A 22,469-nucleotide genomic window follows, 5' to 3' on the forward strand; every position below is an offset into this window, starting at 1 on the left:
GGCTATGTCAGAAAAGGAAAATATTGAAGATCCGTATTGGTATAAGGATGCCATTATTTATGAACTGCATATCAAAGCATTTTATGACAAAAATGGTGATGGCATTGGCGATTTTGCCGGCCTGTTGGAAAAACTCGATTATCTTGAAGACCTGGGCGTGACGGCCATTTGGCTGCTCCCGTTCTATCCCAGCCCGCTGAAAGATGATGGCTATGATATAGCCGATTATTACAGCATTAACCCTGCTTACGGGGACATTAAAATATTCAAAAAATTAATAAAGGAAGCCCACAAACGCGGGCTGAAGGTGATAACCGAACTGGTAATTAATCACACATCTGATCAGCATCCCTGGTTTCAACTTGCACGAAAAGCTCCTCCCGGCAGCAAGGAACGTAACTATTATGTGTGGAGCGATGATCCTGAGAAGTATAAGGATACGCGCATCATCTTCACTGATACCGAGCCCAGCAACTGGACCTGGGACCCGGAAGCAAAAGCGTATTTCTGGCACCGCTTCTTCAGCCATCAGCCTGACCTGAATTACGATAGTCCACAGGTACAGGACGAGGTTTTCAAAATGCTGGATTATTGGCTGAATATGGGCGTGGACGGCTTCCGCCTGGATGCTGTTCCCTACCTTTTCGAGCGGGAAGGCACCAACTGTGAGAATCTGCCAGAAACCCACCTGTTCCTCAAAAAGCTTCGGGCCCATGTAGATAAACATCACAAAAACAAGCTTTTGCTGGCCGAGGCCAACATGTGGCCGGAGGATGCGGCAGCCTATTTTGGAAATGGGGATGAATGCCACATGAACTACCATTTTCCCATTATGCCACGCATGTTTATGGCTGTGAAGATGGAAGACCGTTACCCGGTTACTGACATTATTGATCAAACTCCGGAAATCCCGGAATCCTGCCAATGGGCCATTTTTCTGCGAAACCATGATGAACTCACGCTCGAAATGGTGACGGACGAAGAGCGGGACTATATGTACAAGGTATATACAAAGGATATCCAGGCTAAGATAAACGTGGGGATACGGCACCGCTTGGCGCCCTTGCTGGAGAACGACCGCAGGAAAATAGAACTGATGAATGTGCTGCTCTTTTCGCTTCCGGGAACACCAGTCATCTACTATGGAGACGAGATCGGAATGGGGGATAATTTTTACCTGGGCGACCGCGATGGCGTCCGTACTCCGATGCAATGGAGTGCCGACAGAAATGCCGGTTTTTCCAGCGCCAACCCGCATAAGCTTTATCTGCCGGTGATCATTGATCCGCAGTATAAATATGAGGCGGTAAATGTGGAATCCGAGCAGATGAATGCTTCCTCGCTGCTTTGGTGGATGAAGCGTGTCATCAGAATGCGGAAGCAGTTTGCAGCATTCGGCCGGGGAGATATTCAATTCCTGTCACCGGCCAACTCCAAGGTCATTGCCTTCACCCGAAGTTATGAAGATGAAACTATCCTGGTGGTTGCTAATCTTTCACGCTTTCCGCAGGAAGCAGGGCTGGAACTCGAAGATTTTGAGGACTACAGCCCCGTGGAAGTTTTCAGCCGGAATAAATTCAGCCGTATTTCTGATCAGCTCTACCGCTTTACGCTGGCACCTTATGGCTACTATTGGTTTCAGCTTGAACAGGAACGGGAGGGACTGCTGGACAAGAGTACGCTGCCCGCAATGGAAGCCGACAACTGGAAGGCACTTTTTTCAGGAAAACAACGGCAAAAACTGGAAACCCGTGTACTTCCGCTTTATATGCAGGATTGCCGCTGGTTTGGCGGCAAATCGCGGGCGGTTCAAAGTCTTTCCATCAGCAGCCGGATTGATCTGAAGATCGCTGATTTGCAGGCCTCGTGGGTGATCATTAATATTGGCTACAATGAAGGACTGGCAGAAACCTATCAGATTCCCCTGGCTTTTATGCCCTATAAAAAGGAGGAAGATTTTCGTGAGATCCCTAAAAACGGAGTCATTACGCAACTGACGCTGGGTGGGAGTGAAGGCGTATTATTCGATGCAGTGTATAGCGAGCATTTCCGAAACCACCTCTTTGAAAATATCCGGTTAAATCGCAGTGTAAAAGCCAATGAGGGGAACCTGGTTTTTTCTTCGGGAAATGAATCCGGGAAGCTGAAAATGAAGGAGTTGCATTCCAAAGTGCTGAATGCAGAGCAGAGCAATACCTCGCTTATTTACGGTGATGCCTACTTCCTGAAGCTTTACAGGAAACTCGACAACACCCTGAACCCGGATCTTGAAATTACACAATTCCTTTCTGACAAAGCAGGATTTGAACATGTACCCCATTTTGTGGGGGCAGTAAAATATACCAATAAGCCGGCTTCAGAGATGGTGCTTGGAATGATGCAGGAACTGGTACCCAACCAGGGAGATGCCTGGGAATACACTAAAGACGTGCTCGGACGCTATTTTGAGAGGGTGCTGACTTCCCCGAAAGATCCGCCCTCCAGGCTGGTGAAGAAGGATATTCTGACTCCTTTAGCTTTTAATGAATTATCTGAGGATATACGGCAATTAATGGGGCCGGTTTATCATGAACGCATCCGGTTGCTGGGCCAGCGCACAGCAGAAATGCACATTGCCCTAGCATCGCACCGCAATGCACCGGGGTTTGAACCGGAGCCTTTTTCGCTTCACTACCAGCGATCGCTCTTTTCCTCTCTGCAATCCCTGACGCGGAGCAGCTTTCAGGTGCTTCAAAAAAGCCTCAGCAAACTCCCTGAAGAAATGCAGGAAGAAGCACGGGAAATCTTTAAAATGAAAAGCAGGGTACTCGATTATTTCAGGCAGATTTTTGATCATAAAATTAATAATATGAAAATCAGGACCCACGGAGATTATCACCTCGGGCAGGTGCTTTGGACGGGCAAGGATTTTATGATCATAGACTTTGAAGGAGAACCGGCCCGGCCCTACAGCGAAAGGCGCCTGAAGAGAGCCGCCATGCGCGATGTGTCCGGCATGATCCGCTCTTTCCATTATGCCGCATACAGCACCCTGCTTCAGGATGACTACAGAAAATTCAGGCCGGACGGAACCCTGGATAAATGGGCTGAAGTATGGTATAACTGCATTACGCGGTTCTACCTGAGCAGCTACCGGGAGCGCGTAGGTGAAAGCGATTTTATACCTGATAATGAGGAGGATTTCAGGACGTTGCTCGAAATATTTCTCCTCGAAAAAGCCGTCTACGAATTGAGCTACGAACTCAATAATCGTCCGGGATGGACAATGATCCCATTACGGGGGATCAGATCAATAATTGAAGGAAAATAAATTATGGCTAAGAAAAATAGCGAGGGTAAAGCCCGGAAAAAGGAATCGAAAAAGCCGGAAGCAAAGAAGACGGAAGGAAGGGAAAAATCCCGGAAGTCTGCGAAGCCGGCAAAGGAGAAAAAGGGGAGCCGTTCAGCCCCTTCAAAAGCAGGAAAGCCTGCAGGAATCTCTCATACGGTTCCTGCGGCAGAAGCCACCCGCTTCAGTGAATTTGATATTTACCTCTTTAAAGAAGGCAGACATCATCGCCTGTATGAAAAGCTTGGGGCGCACCTGATGGAGCATAATGGAGTATCAGGAACTTACTTTGCCGTTTGGGCTCCAAATGCTGAGCAGATCTGCATTATGGGGGATTTCAATGATTGGAGCCGCGCTGCCAATCCCATGAAAGTCCGGGATGATGACAGCGGCATTTGGGAGACATTTATACCCGGAGCGGGCAATGGAACCTTGTATAAATATTTCATCAGTTCTCACCACCGGGGTTATAAAGTGGAGAAGGGCGATCCCTTTGCATTCCGCTGGGAAGTACCTCCTGCCACTGCTTCAATGGTTTGGGACATTGGCAACGAATGGAAAGATGGCGCATGGATGCAGCAACGCCAGCAGAAGGCCGGCAGTGCCCGGCCGGTTTCGGTTTATGAAATCCATTTCGGATCCTGGGCACGAGTGCCTGAAGAAAAGAATCGCGCGCTTACCTACCGTGAAATGGCGCAGAGACTTCCATCCTATATTCAAAAGCTTGGATTTACGCACGTTGAGTTTATGCCCGTTATGGAGCACCCGTTCTATGGCTCATGGGGCTACCAGATCACCGGGTATTTTGCGCCTTCAAGCCGGTACGGAACTCCGCAGGATTTTATGCACCTGGTGGAGGAACTTCATAAGGCGGGTATTGGTGTTATCCTGGATTGGGTTCCTTCCCATTTTCCAATGGATGAACACGGGCTGCACTATTTTGACGGCACCCACCTCTACGAGCATGAAGATCCGCGCAAAGGCTACCACCCCGACTGGAAGAGCTATATCTTCAACTATGGCCGGAAGGAAGTCCGCGCATTTTTGATCAGCAATGCCATTTATTGGCTGGATAAATTTCACATTGACGGATTGCGAGTGGATGCAGTGGCGTCCCTGCTTTATCTCGATTATTCCCGCAAAGAAGGCGAATGGGAACCGAACGAATACGGAGGCCGCGAAAACCTGGAGGCTATCAGTTTTCTGAAAGAATTCAATGAAGCCGTGTATAAGGAGTTTCCAGATGTACACACCATTGCAGAAGAAAGTACCTCCTTTCCCAAAGTATCACGCCCTACGGATGAGGATGGACTTGGCTTTGGAATGAAGTGGATGATGGGCTGGATGCATGATACGCTGGAATACTTCAGCAAGGATCCTGTTCACCGCAGGCATCACCAGAATGAGATCACCTTCAGCATTTATTACGCATTCACAGAAAATTTTATGCTTCCGCTTTCCCATGATGAAGTGGTGTATGGAAAGGGATCATTGATTGATAAAATGCCGGGTGATGAATGGCAGAAGTTCGCCAACTTGCGTACGCTATATGGATACATGTACGGACATCCGGGCGCGAAGCTGCTGTTTATGGGTGGCGAATTTGGTCAATTCCAGGAATGGAGCCATGAACGGAGCCTGGACTGGCATCTTGCAGGTGAGCCAAAACACAAAGGATTACTGGAGATGCTCAGTCAACTCAATGCGATATTTAGCCGCGAACCTGCACTTTATGAACTTCTCTTTGAAGAAAAAGGATTTGAGTGGATTGATATACATGACTCCGGCAACAGCGTGATATCTTTCCTGCGCAAAGGCAGGGATAGTCGGGAGACGATTTTGGTAGCCTGTAACTTCACTCCGGTGGCGCGCGAAAACTACCGTATCGGAGTGCCGCAGCAGGGAAGTTGGAAGGAAATTTTCAACAGCGACAGCGAAATGTTTGGTGGCAGCGGCTCCCGAAACCAGGAACGAATCCGGACGGAAGAACTTCCTGCCCATGGCCGAATGCAATCAATTGCTGCCACACTTCCGTCCCTGGGGGTAATTTATCTTAAATATGAAACTGAATAGGAATTGGGGTTTATGCGAATGTTCATGCCGGGGATCAGGCAACCCCCGCCTTCACTAATTTTTCTTCGCCCTCTTCGCGATCGTCTTCATCAGCCTTCGGTTTTTCCTGCTCATGTTTTTCATCAGGAATAAACACCAGTTCAATGAGCACCGGGAAATGATCGCTGCCAATATGCCGGCAGACTTCAAGCTTTTTTAACTGAAAATGATCGGAATGAAAAACATGGTCGAGGGGCCAGCGGAAAAAAGGAATATTGGCATTGAAGGTATTGAAAAAACCGCGGCCCCGCCTGGGATCGAGCAAGCCGCTGATGCGCTGAAACATCCGTGTGGTATGGCTCCAGGCCACATCATTGAGATCGCCTGCCACCATCACCGGAGAATTCAGTTTCCGCGATTCCTTTCCGATTACCACCAATTCTGCATCGCGGTCTTCAGTGTCTTTCCCCATTGCAGGTGGTTTTGGATGGATGCAGTATAGCACAAACCGGTTTCCTGATGGCAACGCTACTTCCGTCTTGATGGAGGGCACTTCTTCATCTACCAAAAACCGGAACTCTGCATTTATCAATTCTAAATTTGAAAAAAGAAGAACACCGTAAGTATTGTTAAGCGGTTTACACTTTGAATAAGCATATTCATTCTCCAAAATTTTTAAACGGCTATACCAATAATCATCGGTTTCCACTGCCAGCAAAATATCCGGTTTCTTTTCCCTGACCAAATCAAGAAGTTTCTGCGTATCCCTGTTTTTCTGGCGTACATTGCTGATGAGCAGTCTTACCGTATTTCCCTTGTCTTCCTTCTCCTCATGTACTGACTGGATCTTCCACAATGGGGTATAGGGCAGCATTTCCCAGCCCTGATAAAGGATGGAAGCAAGCAACAGACTCATGATCACCTGGCTTGTGATGGTATCAGTATCGAAAAAAATAAAGAAAGCTGTGATTGTGAGAACTGAAAAGAACACGATCTGAATCCTGGGAAAATCGAAGATCCTGATCCACCATTCTTCATTTCTGAGGAGCGGAATAAAACTGGCAATGACGAGGAGCGAAGCCAGCACAAGCAGCAAAGTTTTCATCCGTGCAATTTATGCAGCTAACCGCAATTTCTTCAATACTTCAATGCTTTGGAGCAACCTGCTTCCGTACCAGCTAAAGACTTGTCCATCGGTCAGTTCTACACGGGCAGATGGAATCGCTTGCAGCACTTCTTCCACATGCTTTTGCTTGAAGGGAAAAGGCTCCGAAGAAAGCAGGATGACCTCCGGCTCTGATGCTGCCAACTCCTCCAGGGAGGTTTCAGGATAGCGGATTTTTCTACTGTAAATGTTCTTGTAGCCTGCCCGCTCCATCACGTCATGGATGAACGTATCTCGGCCCACCGTCATCCAGGGCTGGCGCCAGATGAGGTAAGCTGTGCGTTCAGTTGAAGCTGGTCTGAGTTCCGCAAATCCTGCCGCGATTTTGGCAGCCATTTCTTCAGCCTCTTCCTGCTTGTCGCAAAGTCTCCCTACTTCCCGGATCATCTCCAATGCTGACGGCAGGTCATTCACATCGCTGGTCCAGACAGGCACATGACGCGCGAGTTCTTCAATCTGCTCCTTTTCGTTCTCTTCCTTGTTGGCAATGACGAGGTCAGGTTTCAGCGACAGAATTTTATCCACCTTCAGATTTTTGGTTCCCCCGATTTTTGGTACCTGTTTAACTTTATCTGCCGGACGTTCACAAAACCAGGTAATTCCTGCAACGTGTTGCTCCAGGCCAAGATCAAAGAGCAGCTCAGTTTGAGAGGGAACTACAGAAATAATGCGCTGTACCATTTTTATTCAAATTACCCCGTTTCTCCAGTTCCCCGCAGCTACGCAGGAAATCAGGAGCGGGCGAGCTGATGAATAATATCATATTTTGTGACGATATGGAATTTGCCATTATCGCTTACCAGAACGGCTCCATTGCCCTGCCTTATTATTTCACTGATGCGGCTGGAAGGAGTATCAGCCTCCACCACCGGCAGCGGTTCCTCCATCACGTTTTCTACCTTGAGGTGCTTAAAGTCAGGGTTGTCAATGATCTTCGCATAAAGGGTGTTCTCGGTTACAGCCCCTACGATGTCTGAGCCATTCGTGACGGGTATTTGGCTGATGTTGTGTTTTTGCAGCAAAGCGATCGCCTCCTGAAGCGGTTTGTCTCCGGCAATGGTGATCAATTCTTCGGCACTTTTGGCGGCCACAATATCCCGTGCTTTTCCCATTCCTTCTTCGAGGAAGCCACGCTCGCGCATCCAGTCGTCATTAAAGGCTTTGCCTACGTAGCGGGTTCCGTGATCCGGCAGTAGCACCACCACCAGATCGCCAGCCTTCAGCCGGTCCTTCATCTGGAGCAAACCCGCAATGGCTGATCCGGCAGAATTCCCAACCAGGAGGCCCTCTTCCTTCGCCAGCCTCCGCGTCATTACAAAAGCATCTTTATCCGTAACTTTTTCAAAATAGTCAATGATCTTAAAATCAACATTTTCGGGAATAATGTCTTCGCCTATTCCTTCGGTAATATATGGATAGATTTCCTTCTCATCGAATTCACCGGTTTCGTGGTATTTCTTAAAAACGGAACCATAGGTATCAATGCCCCAGATTTTAATGTCAGGATTTTTCTCCTTCAGATATCTTCCTGTTCCGGATATTGTTCCACCTGTGCCCACACCTGAAATGAAATGCGTGATCCGGCCTTCGGTCTGTTCCCAGATCTCAGGCCCGGTGGTTTCATAATGAGCTTTGGTATTCGCTGCATGATCGTATTGGTTGGGATAAAAAGAGTTCGGGATTTCTTTATTCAGCTTCTTAGCCACAGAATAGTATGATCGGGGATCGGTAGCTTCCACGCTGGTAGGACATACGATGACCTCGGCCCCCATTGCCCGCAGCAGGTCAATTTTTTCCTTGCTCTGCTTGTCAGAAACTGTGAAAATGCACTTGTATCCTTTCATGATGGCGGCCAGTGCCAGTCCCATTCCGGTATTGCCGGAAGTTCCTTCGATGATGGTTCCGCCCGGTTTCAGTATCCCTTTCTGTTCCGCATCTTCAATCATCTTAATTCCAATGCGGTCTTTTACGGAATGCCCCGGATTAAAATATTCGACTTTGGCAAGAACGGTGGCAGGAATGTGCTTTGTGATTTTGTTGAGCTTCACCAATGGCGTGTTACCAATGGTTTCGAGGATATTGTTATAGTACATTTTCAGAAAAATTTGAGGAATGCAAAGCTATAAAAATGGCCGCCAGCCGCTTTGGTGATGCAGTCTTGCATCAGGCTTCTGCGAAGTAAAATAAAAGCCTGACAGGGCAGGACCAATGGAAGACAGCACTGTTGCTGCTCCATTGGTGCTACTCTGACAGTTTAGAATGAAAAGAATGTATGCTTAATTGATCTGATGATGGGTAGAACCGCAAGTCATCATCTTTTCTCCGAAAAATGGATTGCGGATCTCCTTTGTTTCACTCACCCAATAGGCTCCTTTGTTATTGAAGGCCATCGGACAATACTGGTAATAAAGCGTTCTGGAATCTGCGCCAAAATTCTGCGCTAAGGAATAAATTCCCTCAGAGATCTTGGAAAATTGCACCCGTTGCTCTTCAATGTCATCCAATGCAGCTATTTGCGCAGTGTGTTCCGTGATCATGTTGTCATAATTTACAAATGCCTGCTTCTGCTTTGGAGGCAAGGTCATAAGGCGCAAACCCTCCAGCTTTGCCTGAAGGTCGGCTGCATTTCCCTTTGCATCCATGGTATTACCTTCAACCAGGTTTTCTTTCAGTTTAATATAATCCTCCAGCACTTCCTCGACATGTGTCTTTACTCCCTCATCCACATCCACAAATTCCGCAACGATGGGCACATCGGCTTTATCCGCTTCCATGGTTTCCTGGTTTTCATCCACTTCCCGGAGAGCTGTCTCCGTTGTATCACCGTTTTCCGTATTGTCAGTGGTTTCATTTGTTTCGTTACCACACGAAGTCAGGAGCAGATTAAGCCCCAAAAGCATTGAACAGAAGAATAAGATCTTTTTCATAAGTTGTTTTTTATTAAGGTGCAAAATTCAGCAAATATTAATTGGAATAGGGGTTATTCAAAACTTTCATTTAAACGCTGACAAAACACATCCGGTTCATGTTAATAGTATTAGCCCACATCTGGCAGAAACATGAAAACTTTTATCCGCTTAATGCCGGATTCTATTCTTACATTTAAAGAATAATTTAAATGCAGAAAATATGAAATGGATATTCTGCTTCTTTTGTTGGTTTTCCTTTCTGCCTGAAGGATTTGCCCAGGATGAATTCGAGAAGATAAATGGAATAGGCGTGGTGGTAGTAAGCCTGGAATCTCCGGTGATGCTCGAATTCTATGAAGAAACCAATGCCTCTGCTCCACACCGGCAAGTGAAGTTATTGGAGGAACCGGGTAAATTGCTGAATGATTCAGACCGCCAATGGCTGAATTCGCACCGAGCATTGAGCCATGAGATTTCATTTATATGCCTGGCGCTGAAGGATAATCATTATCAGGTGGTGGTGAATAAGGAAACGAGTGAAACATTATGGCTGCGCAATAAAACATTTTTGCATCTGCTTCCCTGGAATAGCTATCTCCAGCAAAGCTTTCCCCTGAGGCGGCTGGATGTAAATGGCAATAGACTCCTGTCCCGGCCCACGGAAGGCGCACCAGCAATAGCCATAAAGGGACGCGATTGCCTGCGAGTGCTAAAAACTTCTGGCGATTGGATGCAGGTGGAGGTGCTCTCCGCCTGCTCACGCAATGGAAAAGCAGAGGCCATCGGCTGGATAAAATGGCGGGATGAGCGCGATCTGCTGGTGGGATATTAAAGGTTTATTTATTTCCTTTTATGCAAATGTTCTTTTACCTGGTTTTTTCATTGACCAGATTTATCTGCGTTTGTCCCTGATTTATCAGGAGTCGCGGTTTCTGCCCGTTGACAGAAAGCACCGAAATTCCTGTGAAAATAATTTATGAGCAGCCACAATATTTGCAGGATTATTCCATTATAGTCGCTCATAAATTCTTTCAATGGCTGAAATTCCATCTGATTTTTCAATACAGCACCTTGCTCCCCAACATATTGATGACCTCCTTAAAATTGCCGAAGAACAATTAGGCTCCGGCTACCTCAATCCTCACTTTCTGAAATCTCACCTTGATGATGATAACCTCATCGCACTCGTTGCCCTTGTGGGCGATGAAGTTGCCGGTTTCTCCCTGATGGAACTTTGCTCTGTGGATGATCTTGCAAAGAAGGTAGAAGTTGAGCGGTCATGGCTGGATATCAATTTCGTGAATTTTGATCCGATTGGCTATCGAAAAATTACGGCTGTAAAGAAGAGCCTGAGCGGTCGCGGTATTGGCTCGCTACTGGTGGCTGCGGGCATGGCTGAACTCCAAAAGCACTCGAAAGCCGTAGTCAGCGTGGCATGGAAAAGCAGCGATGGTGGAGTCCATATTGGCAAACTGGCCCAAAAACATGACTGGATACCGATGCGCGAAATAGCCCATTACTGGCGCGAGGATAGCATCAAAAACCAGTATTCCTGCAGCTCCTGTGGCCAGCCGCCATGCACCTGCAGCGCAGTGGTGTATGCTAAGTTTTATAATTAAAACTCATCTTGCCACCTGCTGCGTCTTTCTTCGCTTTTCCATCAGGATATTCCTGTTACGGTTCCCTTCCACTGCTTCTACCTTGAAATCATCGAGGTAAAATTCTTCATGTTTTAAGTTCCAGATAAAAATATTCATTGTTTTTCCCGGCCCCCAAAGTGTATTGCCGGTATTAATTGCCAGGTAAGCCGTTTGCCATTCCTGTGGTTTCCTGATATATTCCATCAATGGGCGGTGCGTCCAGAAAATGCTTTTCTCGCCTTCGGAGATATGAAGTGCCAGCACCGCAGCCACAGGTGTATCCGGTGCATAGATTTTTATGGATGCTGTGAGCAGATCGCCTTCACGCGCAGGAATTTCTTCCGCAGAAAACCGAAAGGCAGGGCCGAATTCCAGGGTGCTGTCCATTCTGTACGCCATATTGCCGCTACTGCTGTTTTCGCGCGATAAATAGCTGGAATCCAGCCTCAGCCTGGCATCGGCAGATTCTATATCATTTTCCCAAAGAAAAAGTAAAGGCTGCGCACCAGGAACAGAAGATTCGGTTTTTGAATAAAGATAGAATTCGAATTCCTGTCCGGTTTTTCTTTTGATCATATAAGGATACTGCTGGCGAATGATGGAAAGATATTCTCCGGGAATTGCACTCATGGCACCCAGGGCAACGTAGGGTGTACTCAGCGAATCCAGTATGCGCTTGAGCTTGGGCACTTCTATGTCTGAGGTAAGGTAGTGCGTTGATGCTGGCCGGAGGTTCATTTCATCAAAATAGAACTGTATATTGTCGGGATTGGCGCTTAGCAACGCACTTAGGTTTTCTTCTCCTAAAGAATCTGCTGCGGCTGCAGTCTCTTCGGCCACGGCTTTAAAGGTATGATGGTAAAAATAGTGGTAGTGATGCCGGTGAAAGACCAGCGTAATGATGCAAACTGCCAGGATAACGGAAATAAGGGCCGTGTTCCATTTTGACTCCAGGCGCGGGAGAAAGGAGAACAGGAATAGCAGCAGGAAAGGAAAGGAAAAGAGCAGCACCGAATATTGCAGCACAGGCGAGAAGTAGATAGAATAGAAATATCCTGTTAACAGTGGCAGCAGGAACCAGCACAAACTGAGAAAACGAAACTGTACGCCACTATTTTTATATTTCTTAAAAAACAAACTGCCCGCAACAAGTACAAGAACAATCAGGAATACCAGTGGAGAATGGTGAAATATATAGGAGAAATAATCCAGGAAGAAATCGGGCCGGGGAGCAGCCAGCCAGCCAATCCCGCCAATGGAAATTTGATTAAGGAAAATGGGAAAATGCGGCAGGTAGAGCACCAGGATGGCCGCACCGGCAGCGATATACCAAACCAAATCTTTGCGCTGGACAAAAAAGAGCCCTGAAAATCCTGCGATAATCGCCATAAAATGGCTGAAGTAGTGATTATAACTACATAGCACCGCGCCCGCCACGAAAATGATCCACCCCGTTTTTTTCCGCTGCGAGAATAAAAAGAGCGTCCAGCCCCACACCATGAGCAATGTGAAGAACAGTCCGGAGGCATAAGGACGGGCAATTTGCGAATAGGTAACCGGATACTGGAGTGCTGTCAGAAAAGCAGCCGCCACCAAACCTGTGGTTGGATTAAACCAGCGCGTACCGATTAAATAAAGAAGGGCAACGGACAGAATCCCACAAAGCACGAAAGGCAGTTTTACCCAAACCTCATCGTTTCCCACCAGTGAAACCCAAAAATACAGAAAGAGCTGTACGCCAGCCGGATGTCCGTCCGGCATGATCCCTTTTTCGATCAGTTCGCTGAGGCTGTCATATTTCAGGCGGTTCAGAGCGCTGAACTCATCGTGCATGTAGGGCAATTCACCATAGTTCCAGAAACGGAGAATCGCGGCTGCGGTGAGGATAAGCAGCAGAAGCAGGTGATTTTGGTAAAATGGCCTGGATTGGATCATTCGGCTAAAAATAGAGCCGGCAAAGCTATGCACTCCGGGAGCATGGTCAGAAGTTTCAACTCAGGTCAAAAGGCAAATGCATCACGGAGTTTTCCCAGCAATTGCTCTGCATCGTTGCTATTCTGGCATACATTGTCTTGCTGAAACATGTAATACTGGTCCAGCGTGAGAGGCGGGTTGGGCAATATACCCATTACGGGAAGCGACAGCGTGAAGAACAGATCGGGAGCAGTAAAAACCGGTCGTTTTACTTTAATGTGTCTGAGAATAAATCCGAACAACTCGCGGTAATTGATCACCCTGGTTCCGCAGAGATCGAATGCCTGGCCGGTAAGATTCTCATTCACCGCCTTGAGAAAACAATCGCGGACATCATGAATATGAACAGGCTGAAGCTTGTGCGCTGGCGCAGGAAAAAAAGGTGAAAACGAGGCATAATCCCGGAAATCATCAAACATCTTTTGCCCCTCGCCAAGAATAATGGAGGGCCGGAAAATAGTATGCGGAAACCCGGAATTTCGGAGGTAGTCTTCGGCCCTCGCCTTCGTGGATAAGTATTGGCTTTTGGAATCAATAGCTGATCCCAGTGCAGACATTTGGATGAATTTCTTGGCGCCAGCCTTTTTCGCGCCCTCCACAAGGTCTATCACGTAGTCGTAATGCACCTTCCGGAACGTGGAGCCCGTGGACCGGTTTTCCCGGATTATGCCCAAAAGGTTCACTACTACGTCCGGCCGTACGCTTTGCACCATTTCCTCAAGCCGCTCAGCTTCAAATTTTACGAATGTGATATTGCCCTTATTCCGTAGTGAATCCGGCACATTGCCAGGATCGCGGGTGGGAGCTATTACTTTATGCTTCAGGCCAAGCGCCCCCGCTATGTGGCTGCCAATAAAACCTGTGGCCCCTGTGATGAGTATTTTCATGGAAAGAATGAATTAGCAATAAACCCGGATGAAACCAAAGCAGCGTTTCTGCTTAATGCGGCTGCCAAAATATTTCAGGCTGGCGAAGTTATATTCTTTAGGGGCGAAATATTCGAGTGTGTTGGATCTTGGTGCAGCACCAACAGCAGAATGGATGGCAGATTTAAAGGCGCGCTGCTACCGAAAGGCATCTACATCTATTCGCTCAAGCTGGAAATCCCCGGATACATAGTCCAATACGAGCGGGGTGCCATTACGTTGTTGCGGTGAGGTTGATGCTCCGGTATCTGCGAATTATAATGGGTTATAAGCCTCTGTTACTAATCAGACAGGTCAGAGGCTGGCGAAATTAAATCCTCTGCCGGCAAAATGTTCAAGCGTATGCGGCAACAAATATTTCAGGTTTTTTCCGGCTTTGGGATTGTCATGAAAAACGATGATCTGCCCTGGCTTGGCACCTTGAATTTTCTTCATGCTGGTAAGCCTGGGTAGTTTAGCATCGAAATCATAAGAAAGGATGCTCCACATCACAATTTCGTAATTCTTCTTTAGCAGCGCGGATATTTGGGGTGGCGAGATCTTTCCGTATGGCGGACGGAAAAGGGGCGTAGGATATACTTGCGCAAACTGACTGATATTTTGCAGATAATCTTTGGTTGCTACCTTCCACCCGTTCAGATGATCAAAAGTGTGATTGCCGATGGTGTGACCGTTGTTTTCCACTTCCCTGAATATTTCAGGATGTTTCAGCATATTGCTTCCTACACAAAAAAAGGTAGCTTTTGCATTGTAAATATTTAATTGCTCCAGCACCCAGGGCGTTACGTCAGGACTCGGACCATCATCAAACGTGAGGAAAATAGTATCATCCTGCACCTGCCTTCGCCAGGTCAGCTTTTTCATAAGCCGGTGGAGCAGCCGTGGGGTATTGTAGAAATAAAGTCGGTTTGGCATAAAATGGAAATTCGCAGCTTCATCTGATAACAGATAATTGGGGCGCGGGTTTGTTGCAGGCTGCCGGTGACCACCGTAGGAAAGTACACATCGTGATGAATTACAATACAACTCCATCGCTCATAAAAAAAGCCCACTGCGAATTTCAGATTCACAATGGGCTTTTTTGAATTTAGAAAGCGTACCCAGGGCGGGAGTCGAACCCGCACGGATTGCTCCACTGGTGTTTGAGACCAGCGCGTCTACCAATTCCGCCACCTGGGCAAGTATCAATAAAAAGAATAAGAACTGTTTCTTCCCTTGGGGGCTGCGAAATTAGCCAGATTCCGGTTAAAGAAAGGGGTGGGAGGGAACTTGTTTTTAGCCGCTTACCAGCCGGAAAATGTCATTGGAGAAGATCAGTACCATCAGGATGAGGATGATGACAACGCCTATAACTTGTGTAACCTCCATAAACTTCTGGCTGAGCGCTTTGCCCCGAATCATTTCTGCAAAGAGCAAAATTACATGCCCGCCATCCAGTGCGGGAATAGGAAGAATGTTCATAAATGCAAGTACCATTGACAGGATGCCTGTGAGCGTCCAGAACCGCAGCCAGTCCCAGTGAGCGCCAAATTGTGTGGCAATTCCGATGGGTCCTTGCACAGCTTTATTGGCCGGAATGTCGCCACTTATCACTTTGCCGAGGCCACGCATGGTATCCCACAGTGCAGCAACGGCTGTTTTGGCGCCAACGCTAAATGACTGGAAGAATCCGAATTTCTCAAAGGCCACTCCAGGCATTTGTGCGGCAAAGCCAATAAGGCTGGCTGTATCCACCCTGGCGGTCAGGACATCCTGCCGGCCATCGCGGAAGTAGGAGAGTTGCACTTCCTGGCCCTTGTGTTCATCCACCAGAGGGCGGAATTCATCCATAAAGGTTACAGGCTGGTCGTTGATGGCAGTGATCGAATCGCCTTTCAGCATCCCCGCCAGTTCTGCATTGGAGCCGGGCAAAACGGAATCTATCTTTACCGGCACGCGGATGGAAATGAAATTACTCAGACCTTCTTCTCTTTCTGCCACGCGTTTTGCAAAATTTTCAGGTATGGGAATGTCAATATATTCCCCGTTTCTCACTACCGTTAATACGGAATTGTCAGAGAGCACAATGTCAGACGAAAGTATATCTCCAAAACGCTCTACTTCTTCCCCGTTTACAGCAACGATTTTATCACCCGTTTGCAACCCGATTTCCTGGCCAAGGTCCAGCGCTACAATGCCATGTTTTACTTCCGAATTGGGGATGTAGCTCTTGCCGTTGAAGAACATAAGCATGGCAAAGACGAGGATCCCCAGGATGACATTCATAAATACACCCGCCACCATAACGATAAGGCGCTGCCATGCCGGTTTAGAGCGGAACTCCCAGGGCTCCGGTGGTTTTTTCATTTGCTCCTTGTCAAATGATTCATCAATCATCCCGGATATTTTCACGTAGCCACCCAGGGGCAGCCAGCCCATTCCATATTCCGTATCGCCTCTTTTAAAACTAAAGAGCTTAAAACCGCCTGCATCAAAGAAAATAAAGAATTTCTCTATCTTGATTCCAAAAATGCGCGCGGCAATAAAATGCCCCCATTCATGTACCAGCACCAATATAGAAAGGGCTGTAATGAGTTGGGCGGCCATTATTAATCCATCCATCTAATAATTCTTGAGTGTAATAATTTTGAGTATAATCATCCCTATAGACATAGAGTGTGCAAAAGTAGAGATAGCAGCCATAATAGCAGCTAAATTAAACTTAGCCTTTCACGAGCGATTGTGCGAGTTCACGGGTTTCCTTGTCGGTGGTAAGTAATTCTTCCAGCGTAGGAGCGGCAATGAATGGAATATGCTGCATGGCCTTTTCAATAATTTGGGACATTTCCAGGAAACTGGTTTTTTCTGCCAGGAATCCCGCTACTGCTATTTCATTGGCTGCATTAAGGATGCAGGGCATATTTCCCCCTTTCTTAAATGCCTCGAAAGCCAGGGCCAGGTTTCTGAAAGTGTCCCAATCGGGTTGTTCAAATGTGAGTTGCGGGTAGGCGGTAAAACTAAATCGCGGGAAATCGTTTTTCTGACGCTGGGGGTAGGTGAGGGCATACTGGATTGGCAACTTCATATCCGGCAAGCCAAGCTGAGCTTTAATGCTTCCATCGCGGAACTGCACCATAGAGTGGATCACACTCTGCGGATGCACTACTACCTCCACCTGTTCTGCTTTTATAGCAAATAACCAACATGCTTCTATCACCTCAAGCCCCTTGTTCATCAGGCTTGCCGAATCAATGGTGATCTTGGCGCCCATGTCCCAGTTGGGGTGTTTCAGCGCCTGCGAAGGTTTAACCTTCTGCAGTTCACTTGTGCTCCATCCGCGAAAAGGTCCGCCAGATGCGGTGAGTATAATTTTCTCGATAGGGTTGTGAAATTCTCCTGCCATGCACTGGAAGATGGCGGAATGCTCGGAATCTACCGGGAAAATATTCACGGCCTTTTCTGCAGCTTTCTTTGTGATGAGTTCGCCTGCCACCACCAGCGTTTCTTTATTGGCGAGCGCCACCGCTTTCCCTGCCTCAATGGCGCTAAGGGTAGGCCGCAGCCCTGAAAAGCCTACCATTGCGGTCAGCACAATGTCAATCTCCTCCATCTGCACTACCTGCTCCAGACTTTCATGGCCTGCAAATACTTTGATGCCTTGGTCAAACAACACATTTTTGACCTCCGCGTATTTGCTTTCGTCAGCAATAACCACGGCATTGGGCCGGAACTTTAATGCCTGTGAAATGAGCAGATCAGCATTAGAATTAGCGGTAAGCACGGAAACCTGCAGATGTTCATGCTGCTCTGCAATCACCTCCAGGGCTTGTGTGCCGATGGAGCCGGTGCTGCCAAGAATGGCTATTTGTCGTTTGGGTGCAGAAGTGTCGGTCAAATCTTTAAGTTCAGAATTTCATTGCGGGGTGCAAAAATAAGGAATGAGGGATTGGAGGAATGAGGGAAAGAAGGAAAAAAGGATTAGCGGTTTTTTTTTGCAATTTCACAATAGATGATTTCTTGTATAATTCAAATAAATAAAAAACAGGAAAGTAATATTTAACTCCAAATTTTACAGTTTGCCAATCTCACTCTAAGTTATATATTTTATTGAAAAAATGAGTTCTATGATTTAGCCAATTCGCTCACCGGAAATTTTAAGTATCGCTGATTCGGATCATTCTTTGAGCCGTTCCAGCATGATCTTATCCAGGAACACATTCCTGTCTTCTCCATTTGGAATGCTCAAATCGTTATCCATTTCAATTTTAATAATGATGTCCCTGTCCTGTAGATTTTCAAATATGAATTGGTGCTTTTCATTTGTCCCGGTAAGAAAATAATCGGTTAGCAGCGCATCGTTAAAATAAATATTAAGGTGCGGAAATACCCCCTTTGCACTGGTTCCGTATGCAAGAATACTCACATTGTATTTTCCTTTCCTGATAGAAACGGGTTGTGAATGAATGGCCCCGGTCCAGATGGCAAGTTTTTGAATATCCGGATATTGTGTACCGTCATTTCCCCAATCATCATATCGTAAAACAATATAGTCATCGCTTTCCAGTTCTCTGGAAACAAAGAGTTCAGCGGATGCATCCATAAATTCACCTTTCCTGGTTGAGATAAATGACGTTTCCAGTTGCCTGCGTTTGGCCGTATCAAGCTCCGGCTCGCTATGGGCGCTGATGATCCAAAATCCATCTAAATTGTATTTGTCCGAACTTTTATTTAAAATGGAATCTACCAGATCTTCTTTTTTAGCTGAAAAAACATCCGATTTAATATTGAGATATTTAATAAAATAACTGTTTTGTGCAGATGTTCGTTCGTTGATCATTGGATAGTTATCTGGATTTTCATCTGCCACGAACTGCATAATTTCTCTGAATTGTGTTTTTGAGACCTTGTTGTAAAAATCCTTGCTTACAATCAGATCCGTGATGGAAATGACCACAACCAGGCTTATGATCATTGCCTTCACCGAATTTGATTTGAATAATGCAATACCAATGGCGACAGCCAAAAGGATAGCAGGTAAAACTACAATAGTATAGCGTGGAAAAAGCATTGGAACTACCAGAACAGAACGGATATAGGTAATCATATAAGTTGTGAATACCCAGCAAATACATACGAACAAGGAGAATGACAGCGGTGAGTCTTTTAATTTTCGTGGTTCACCTTTATATACCGATAAAGTCGCATGTAAAATATAAACGACCAGTAAGAGGATGATAACCGGAATCAGCAGTTGGGAATCACCAAAGTATTCAGAAAAAAAATTGGCCATAAAAGCATCGGAAATATTGGTTATCCAAAAGGATTTGATTTCTGATACAGTGACCAGGAACGGCAGCCACGGGGTATAGCCGAGGATAATGATCACTGCGGCAGTGAGATATGCTTTGAACATTTGCTTGCGTTCGTCACCGGTTTCCTGTAAAATAAATATAAGGGCCAGTAAACTCTGGGAAGCAACGATGAACAGGCTGTAATAGTGGGTATAGAGAAGACACAAGGTAAATAGGGCATATAACAAAGCGTTTATTCGATTGGGCACTTTCACAATTTTAATAAAGTAAGTGAAGGAAAGGGCCGCAAAAGTGAAAGCGAGCATGTAACCGCGAGCTTCCTGAGAATACTTGATCGCATAAAAATTTATGGTGGTAAGCAAGGCGGCAATTAATCCCAGGCGGTGATTATAGATGGTCTTACCAAGCAGAAACATTGCATATACACCCACAGTTCCGGTTATAACAGAGGTAAACCTGGCTACATAAGCGGTGTGCCCAAAAATTGAAAATGAAAAACGTTCAATGACATAATGGAGAGGGGGATGTTGGTCACAACAGCGTAACATATTGAAAAAGTGGCTCCAGGATTGACTGGGGTCCGCTTCTACCATGGTGTGTAATTCATCCAGCCACAGACTTTGAAAGTCCAGGTTCCAGATTCTTAATAGGAAGGCACAGATCAGGATCCCGGCTATTGCCCCTTTTTTCCGGATTGCATTAAATATCGGCTTCATTAATACATTGTAATTTGATCTCTAATTAATATGACTTTCTTTAACCCCCTGTTTGCGTGAGATCAGCAATGGCGGAAAAATTTTGATCGTCTGGCATTGGTCAAATGTAGAAATTGAATTACAAATCAGAAGATTGGCTTGCCTTGCATCTTCCATCTAATATCGTCTGAAAAGTATTAAGAGGACGAACTGAAACTGTGGTTGCACGAAAAATATGATGCAGAAAAAGCACGGCTGGACGAAATGGCATCCGGACGTGAGGGCGAATCCATTGACCTGACGCTAGGATGCTTATCCTGTGCCGTTGGGAAGCCGGCATCCGCTCAGTGTGGTTTTCCTCGTGCCTTTACCGTGCTTGTTTCTGCCGGATTATTAAAGGGCTAAAGCCCTGATGCCTGAGTGGTGCTCTCTTTTCCCCGCCTTGAAGGACGGAGCTATTGATCGGAGGACGGATTGCCCCGATCTGGCGCGAGGTTTTCCCCGCAGGACGGAGTAAATAAACGCTAAAAATAACTACTGTTTAATCACCTTGTAAATTCCGGCTATTTCATCTTCGGTCTGGACGTGGATGAAATACATACCGGGGGGCAATCCATCCACAGGTATATTTATCATCGTATTTTCCAAGGTTGAGAACCGCTGTTCTTGCAATATCTTCCCAGTTACGTCAGTAAGCGAAACCGTTACCCTTTCATATTTCTTCAGGCCATTTTTGCATTCAATAAAAATATCACCTGCCACGGGATTTGGATAAAGGATAAAATTTGAATTTGGGGCGGTGGCCGAAACTCCTATTGGTTTCTCTATTGTAACCCGGATAGTTTCGGAAGTATCAATGCAACCTTCCTGGCTCCACACTATGGCATACAACGCAGTGGAAGTCATTGAGCCATAAGGCGGCATAAGGTGGAAGGCGGCTGAATCCTGCGTTGAAAGATTATTGTCCTGATACCACATATAAAAGTTCGCCTCATATTTTTCCGGGAAGGCTACCCCAACCTGGGCACTTTGTGTATCCTTAATTGCAAAATCATTGGCTGGGTCGAGTGTCAGGACAAAATCATTGCAATTAACAATCTTGGCAATAAAATAATCCGTGGGCTTAGCAGAATGAAAATCACTGCCCATGTTAAGTGGGCCGGAATACTTTCCTGCAATGGTGATATTATCTGCGCTGTCCAGTGTCATGCCCAGCATATAAGCATTGCCATTGCTTTGGTTCAGGTAGTTCCATTTTTCATTGCCGTCAAAATCAAGGTGGTGAATGCCAAACCCCCGGTCATTTACCCCTGCGAATATTCCGTCATTGTTAAAAATAAGGAGGCTTAAATCCTCATTGGGGCTGTATCGTTTTGCCCATTCAAAGTTGCCTGACAAATCGAATTTGGCAAGGAAAGACCCACGGCCGGCAAGGGCATCACTTCCAAACTGCACATCGGTGGCCATACCGCCCAAATAGCCCGCGCCATTATGAAATTCTAATACATGGACATCAGAGTTTCCGGTGGCCGGTGCTGATGTTAGCCATTCGAATTGCCCCGTAGATGTCAGCGTTGCCACAAAGGGGTCTTCGCCCTGGGCATCACTTATAAAATCGTTGCCTCCAATTGAAACGGTATCGCGCATGCTGCCACCTATGTAAACATTGTTATTTTGATCCGTACCTATAGCCCGGACCCTAGATAGGAATGATGACACTTTAAATGACCGAAGCCATTGGACCTGCCCGGCCGGAGATAATTTAACTACGTAAAATCCCCGTGGATTGGCAAAATGAAAACTGCCCCATTGTACAGTGCCGTTATAAACCCCGGAAAGATAAATTGAACCATCAGTTGCTATTGCATGAACAGCATCATCCACATTACCCCTTGGCTGAATTGACCATTGTGGTTTTCCCTGCCCGTTAAATTTTATAAAGCCAGAAGCAGTTGGACTATCAATTTCAAGGGAATCATTTTCAACCCATAATGAATTGCCCCCGAACCGGGCCGACAGAAATATATCTCCCTGGTGCGATGTGAGCTTACCAAAAATACCTGCGGGCAGGTTGTTGGTTAGGGGAGGGATTCCTCCATCCACCCATATTTTCTTGGCCCAAACCAGGTTTCCCTCACTATTAAAATGTGCAAGGAAATTTTCATTATTATTTAGAAACAGGGAATCCGTAAAAAAAATAAGCGTGTCAGCAGAAGTGCCGGGGGCGTTTCGCCCTCCATAAATATATAAACCACCCTGCCCATCGGGCGCCACATTCATTAACACGGCACCTTTAGGGCTTATTGGGCTTTTCGACCAAAGTTCCTGGGCCAGGATTGGAGCAGGAATAAGAAGAAGGGCAAGCAGGATGAGGATTGAAGAAGTTTTCATGGAAATTAATTTTGGTTGTGAATTCCAAATATATATATATATGACCTTTTTGTATTTTTTTTAAAATTCTTGCTCCTGCCGGGTTATTAAAGGGCTAA

The 22,469-nt window shown here is 46.3% G+C and carries 16 protein-coding genes and 1 tRNA gene; 5 read left to right on the top strand and 12 right to left on the bottom strand.

Annotation, left to right across the window (positions count from 1 at the left end; genetic code table 11):
• Nucleotides 1-4 precede the first annotated feature (4 nt).
• Nucleotides 5-3,310: a maltose alpha-D-glucosyltransferase gene (treS, locus tag WD077_02840; protein ID MEX0966147.1), complete on the top strand. Its 3,306-nt coding sequence runs from the start codon at nt 5-7 to the stop codon at nt 3,308-3,310.
• Nucleotides 3,311-3,313: 3 nt separating this feature from the next.
• The gene (glgB, locus tag WD077_02845) at nt 3,314-5,401 is read left to right on the top strand and encodes a 1,4-alpha-glucan branching protein GlgB (GenBank protein ID MEX0966148.1); all 2,088 of its coding nucleotides are present in this window, start codon (nt 3,314-3,316) and stop codon (nt 5,399-5,401) included.
• A 34-nt stretch (nt 5,402-5,435) separates the two neighbouring features.
• Here glgB and WD077_02850 read toward each other — a convergent pair whose 3' ends face one another.
• The 4 genes from WD077_02850 to WD077_02865 form a co-directional block, all read right to left on the bottom strand.
• Nucleotides 5,436-6,485 (bottom strand): endonuclease/exonuclease/phosphatase family protein, encoded by a 1,050-nt coding sequence (locus WD077_02850; protein MEX0966149.1) that lies wholly within the window; start codon nt 6,483-6,485, stop codon nt 5,436-5,438.
• Nucleotides 6,486-6,494: 9 nt separating this feature from the next.
• Nucleotides 6,495-7,226 (bottom strand): helical backbone metal receptor, encoded by a 732-nt coding sequence (locus WD077_02855; GenBank protein ID MEX0966150.1) that lies wholly within the window; start codon nt 7,224-7,226, stop codon nt 6,495-6,497.
• 50 nt (nt 7,227-7,276) lie between these two features.
• The gene (locus WD077_02860) at nt 7,277-8,638 is read right to left on the bottom strand and encodes a pyridoxal-phosphate dependent enzyme (GenBank protein MEX0966151.1); all 1,362 of its coding nucleotides are present in this window, start codon (nt 8,636-8,638) and stop codon (nt 7,277-7,279) included.
• A gap of 183 nt (nt 8,639-8,821) precedes the next feature.
• On the bottom strand, nt 8,822-9,472 hold the full coding sequence (locus WD077_02865) for a DUF3347 domain-containing protein (protein MEX0966152.1): 651 nt from the start codon (nt 9,470-9,472) through the stop codon (nt 8,822-8,824).
• A 202-nt stretch (nt 9,473-9,674) separates the two neighbouring features.
• Between WD077_02865 and WD077_02870 the strand changes: the two genes are divergently transcribed.
• Complete coding sequence (locus tag WD077_02870; protein MEX0966153.1) at nt 9,675-10,286, top strand: hypothetical protein; 612 nt, start codon at nt 9,675-9,677, stop codon at nt 10,284-10,286.
• A 202-nt stretch (nt 10,287-10,488) separates the two neighbouring features.
• Nucleotides 10,489-11,073, top strand: coding sequence for a hypothetical protein (locus tag WD077_02875; protein MEX0966154.1), 585 nt, complete (start codon nt 10,489-10,491; stop codon nt 11,071-11,073).
• A 3-nt stretch (nt 11,074-11,076) separates the two neighbouring features.
• Here WD077_02875 and WD077_02880 read toward each other — a convergent pair whose 3' ends face one another.
• The 7 genes from WD077_02880 to WD077_02910 all read right to left on the bottom strand — a co-directional run bounded on the left by WD077_02880 (nt 11,077) and on the right by WD077_02910 (nt 20,001).
• Entirely contained in the window at nt 11,077-13,029 is a 1,953-nt protein-coding gene (locus WD077_02880; GenBank protein MEX0966155.1) for a glycosyltransferase family 39 protein, read from the bottom strand.
• A 65-nt stretch (nt 13,030-13,094) separates the two neighbouring features.
• Entirely contained in the window at nt 13,095-13,955 is an 861-nt protein-coding gene (locus WD077_02885) for an NAD(P)H-binding protein (protein MEX0966156.1), read from the bottom strand.
• A 333-nt stretch (nt 13,956-14,288) separates the two neighbouring features.
• Nucleotides 14,289-14,909 (bottom strand): polysaccharide deacetylase family protein, encoded by a 621-nt coding sequence (locus WD077_02890; protein ID MEX0966157.1) that lies wholly within the window; start codon nt 14,907-14,909, stop codon nt 14,289-14,291.
• A gap of 182 nt (nt 14,910-15,091) precedes the next feature.
• A tRNA-Leu gene (locus WD077_02895) sits at nt 15,092-15,173 on the bottom strand.
• 96 nt (nt 15,174-15,269) lie between these two features.
• Nucleotides 15,270-16,595, bottom strand: coding sequence for an RIP metalloprotease RseP (rseP, locus tag WD077_02900; protein MEX0966158.1), 1,326 nt, complete (start codon nt 16,593-16,595; stop codon nt 15,270-15,272).
• Between the two features lie 100 nt (nt 16,596-16,695).
• On the bottom strand, nt 16,696-17,868 hold the full coding sequence (locus WD077_02905) for a 1-deoxy-D-xylulose-5-phosphate reductoisomerase (protein MEX0966159.1): 1,173 nt from the start codon (nt 17,866-17,868) through the stop codon (nt 16,696-16,698).
• 279 nt (nt 17,869-18,147) lie between these two features.
• Nucleotides 18,148-20,001, bottom strand: coding sequence for a glycosyltransferase family 39 protein (locus tag WD077_02910; protein ID MEX0966160.1), 1,854 nt, complete (start codon nt 19,999-20,001; stop codon nt 18,148-18,150).
• Between the two features lie 201 nt (nt 20,002-20,202).
• Here WD077_02910 and WD077_02915 point away from each other — a divergent pair, with 201 nt between their 5' ends.
• The gene (locus WD077_02915) at nt 20,203-20,385 is read left to right on the top strand and encodes a hypothetical protein (GenBank protein ID MEX0966161.1); all 183 of its coding nucleotides are present in this window, start codon (nt 20,203-20,205) and stop codon (nt 20,383-20,385) included.
• Nucleotides 20,386-20,514: 129 nt separating this feature from the next.
• Here the strand turns inward: WD077_02915 and WD077_02920 are convergent, their stop codons facing one another.
• Nucleotides 20,515-22,371 carry a T9SS type A sorting domain-containing protein gene (locus WD077_02920; GenBank protein ID MEX0966162.1) on the bottom strand — a complete coding sequence of 619 codons (1,857 nt, stop codon included), beginning with the start codon at nt 22,369-22,371 and terminating at the stop codon, nt 20,515-20,517.
• Between the last annotated feature and the right edge of the window lie 98 nt (nt 22,372-22,469).

It is taken from the genome of Bacteroidia bacterium (assembly GCA_040880525.1).
Taxonomy (GTDB): domain Bacteria; phylum Bacteroidota; class Bacteroidia; order CAILMK01; family JBBDIG01; genus JBBDIG01.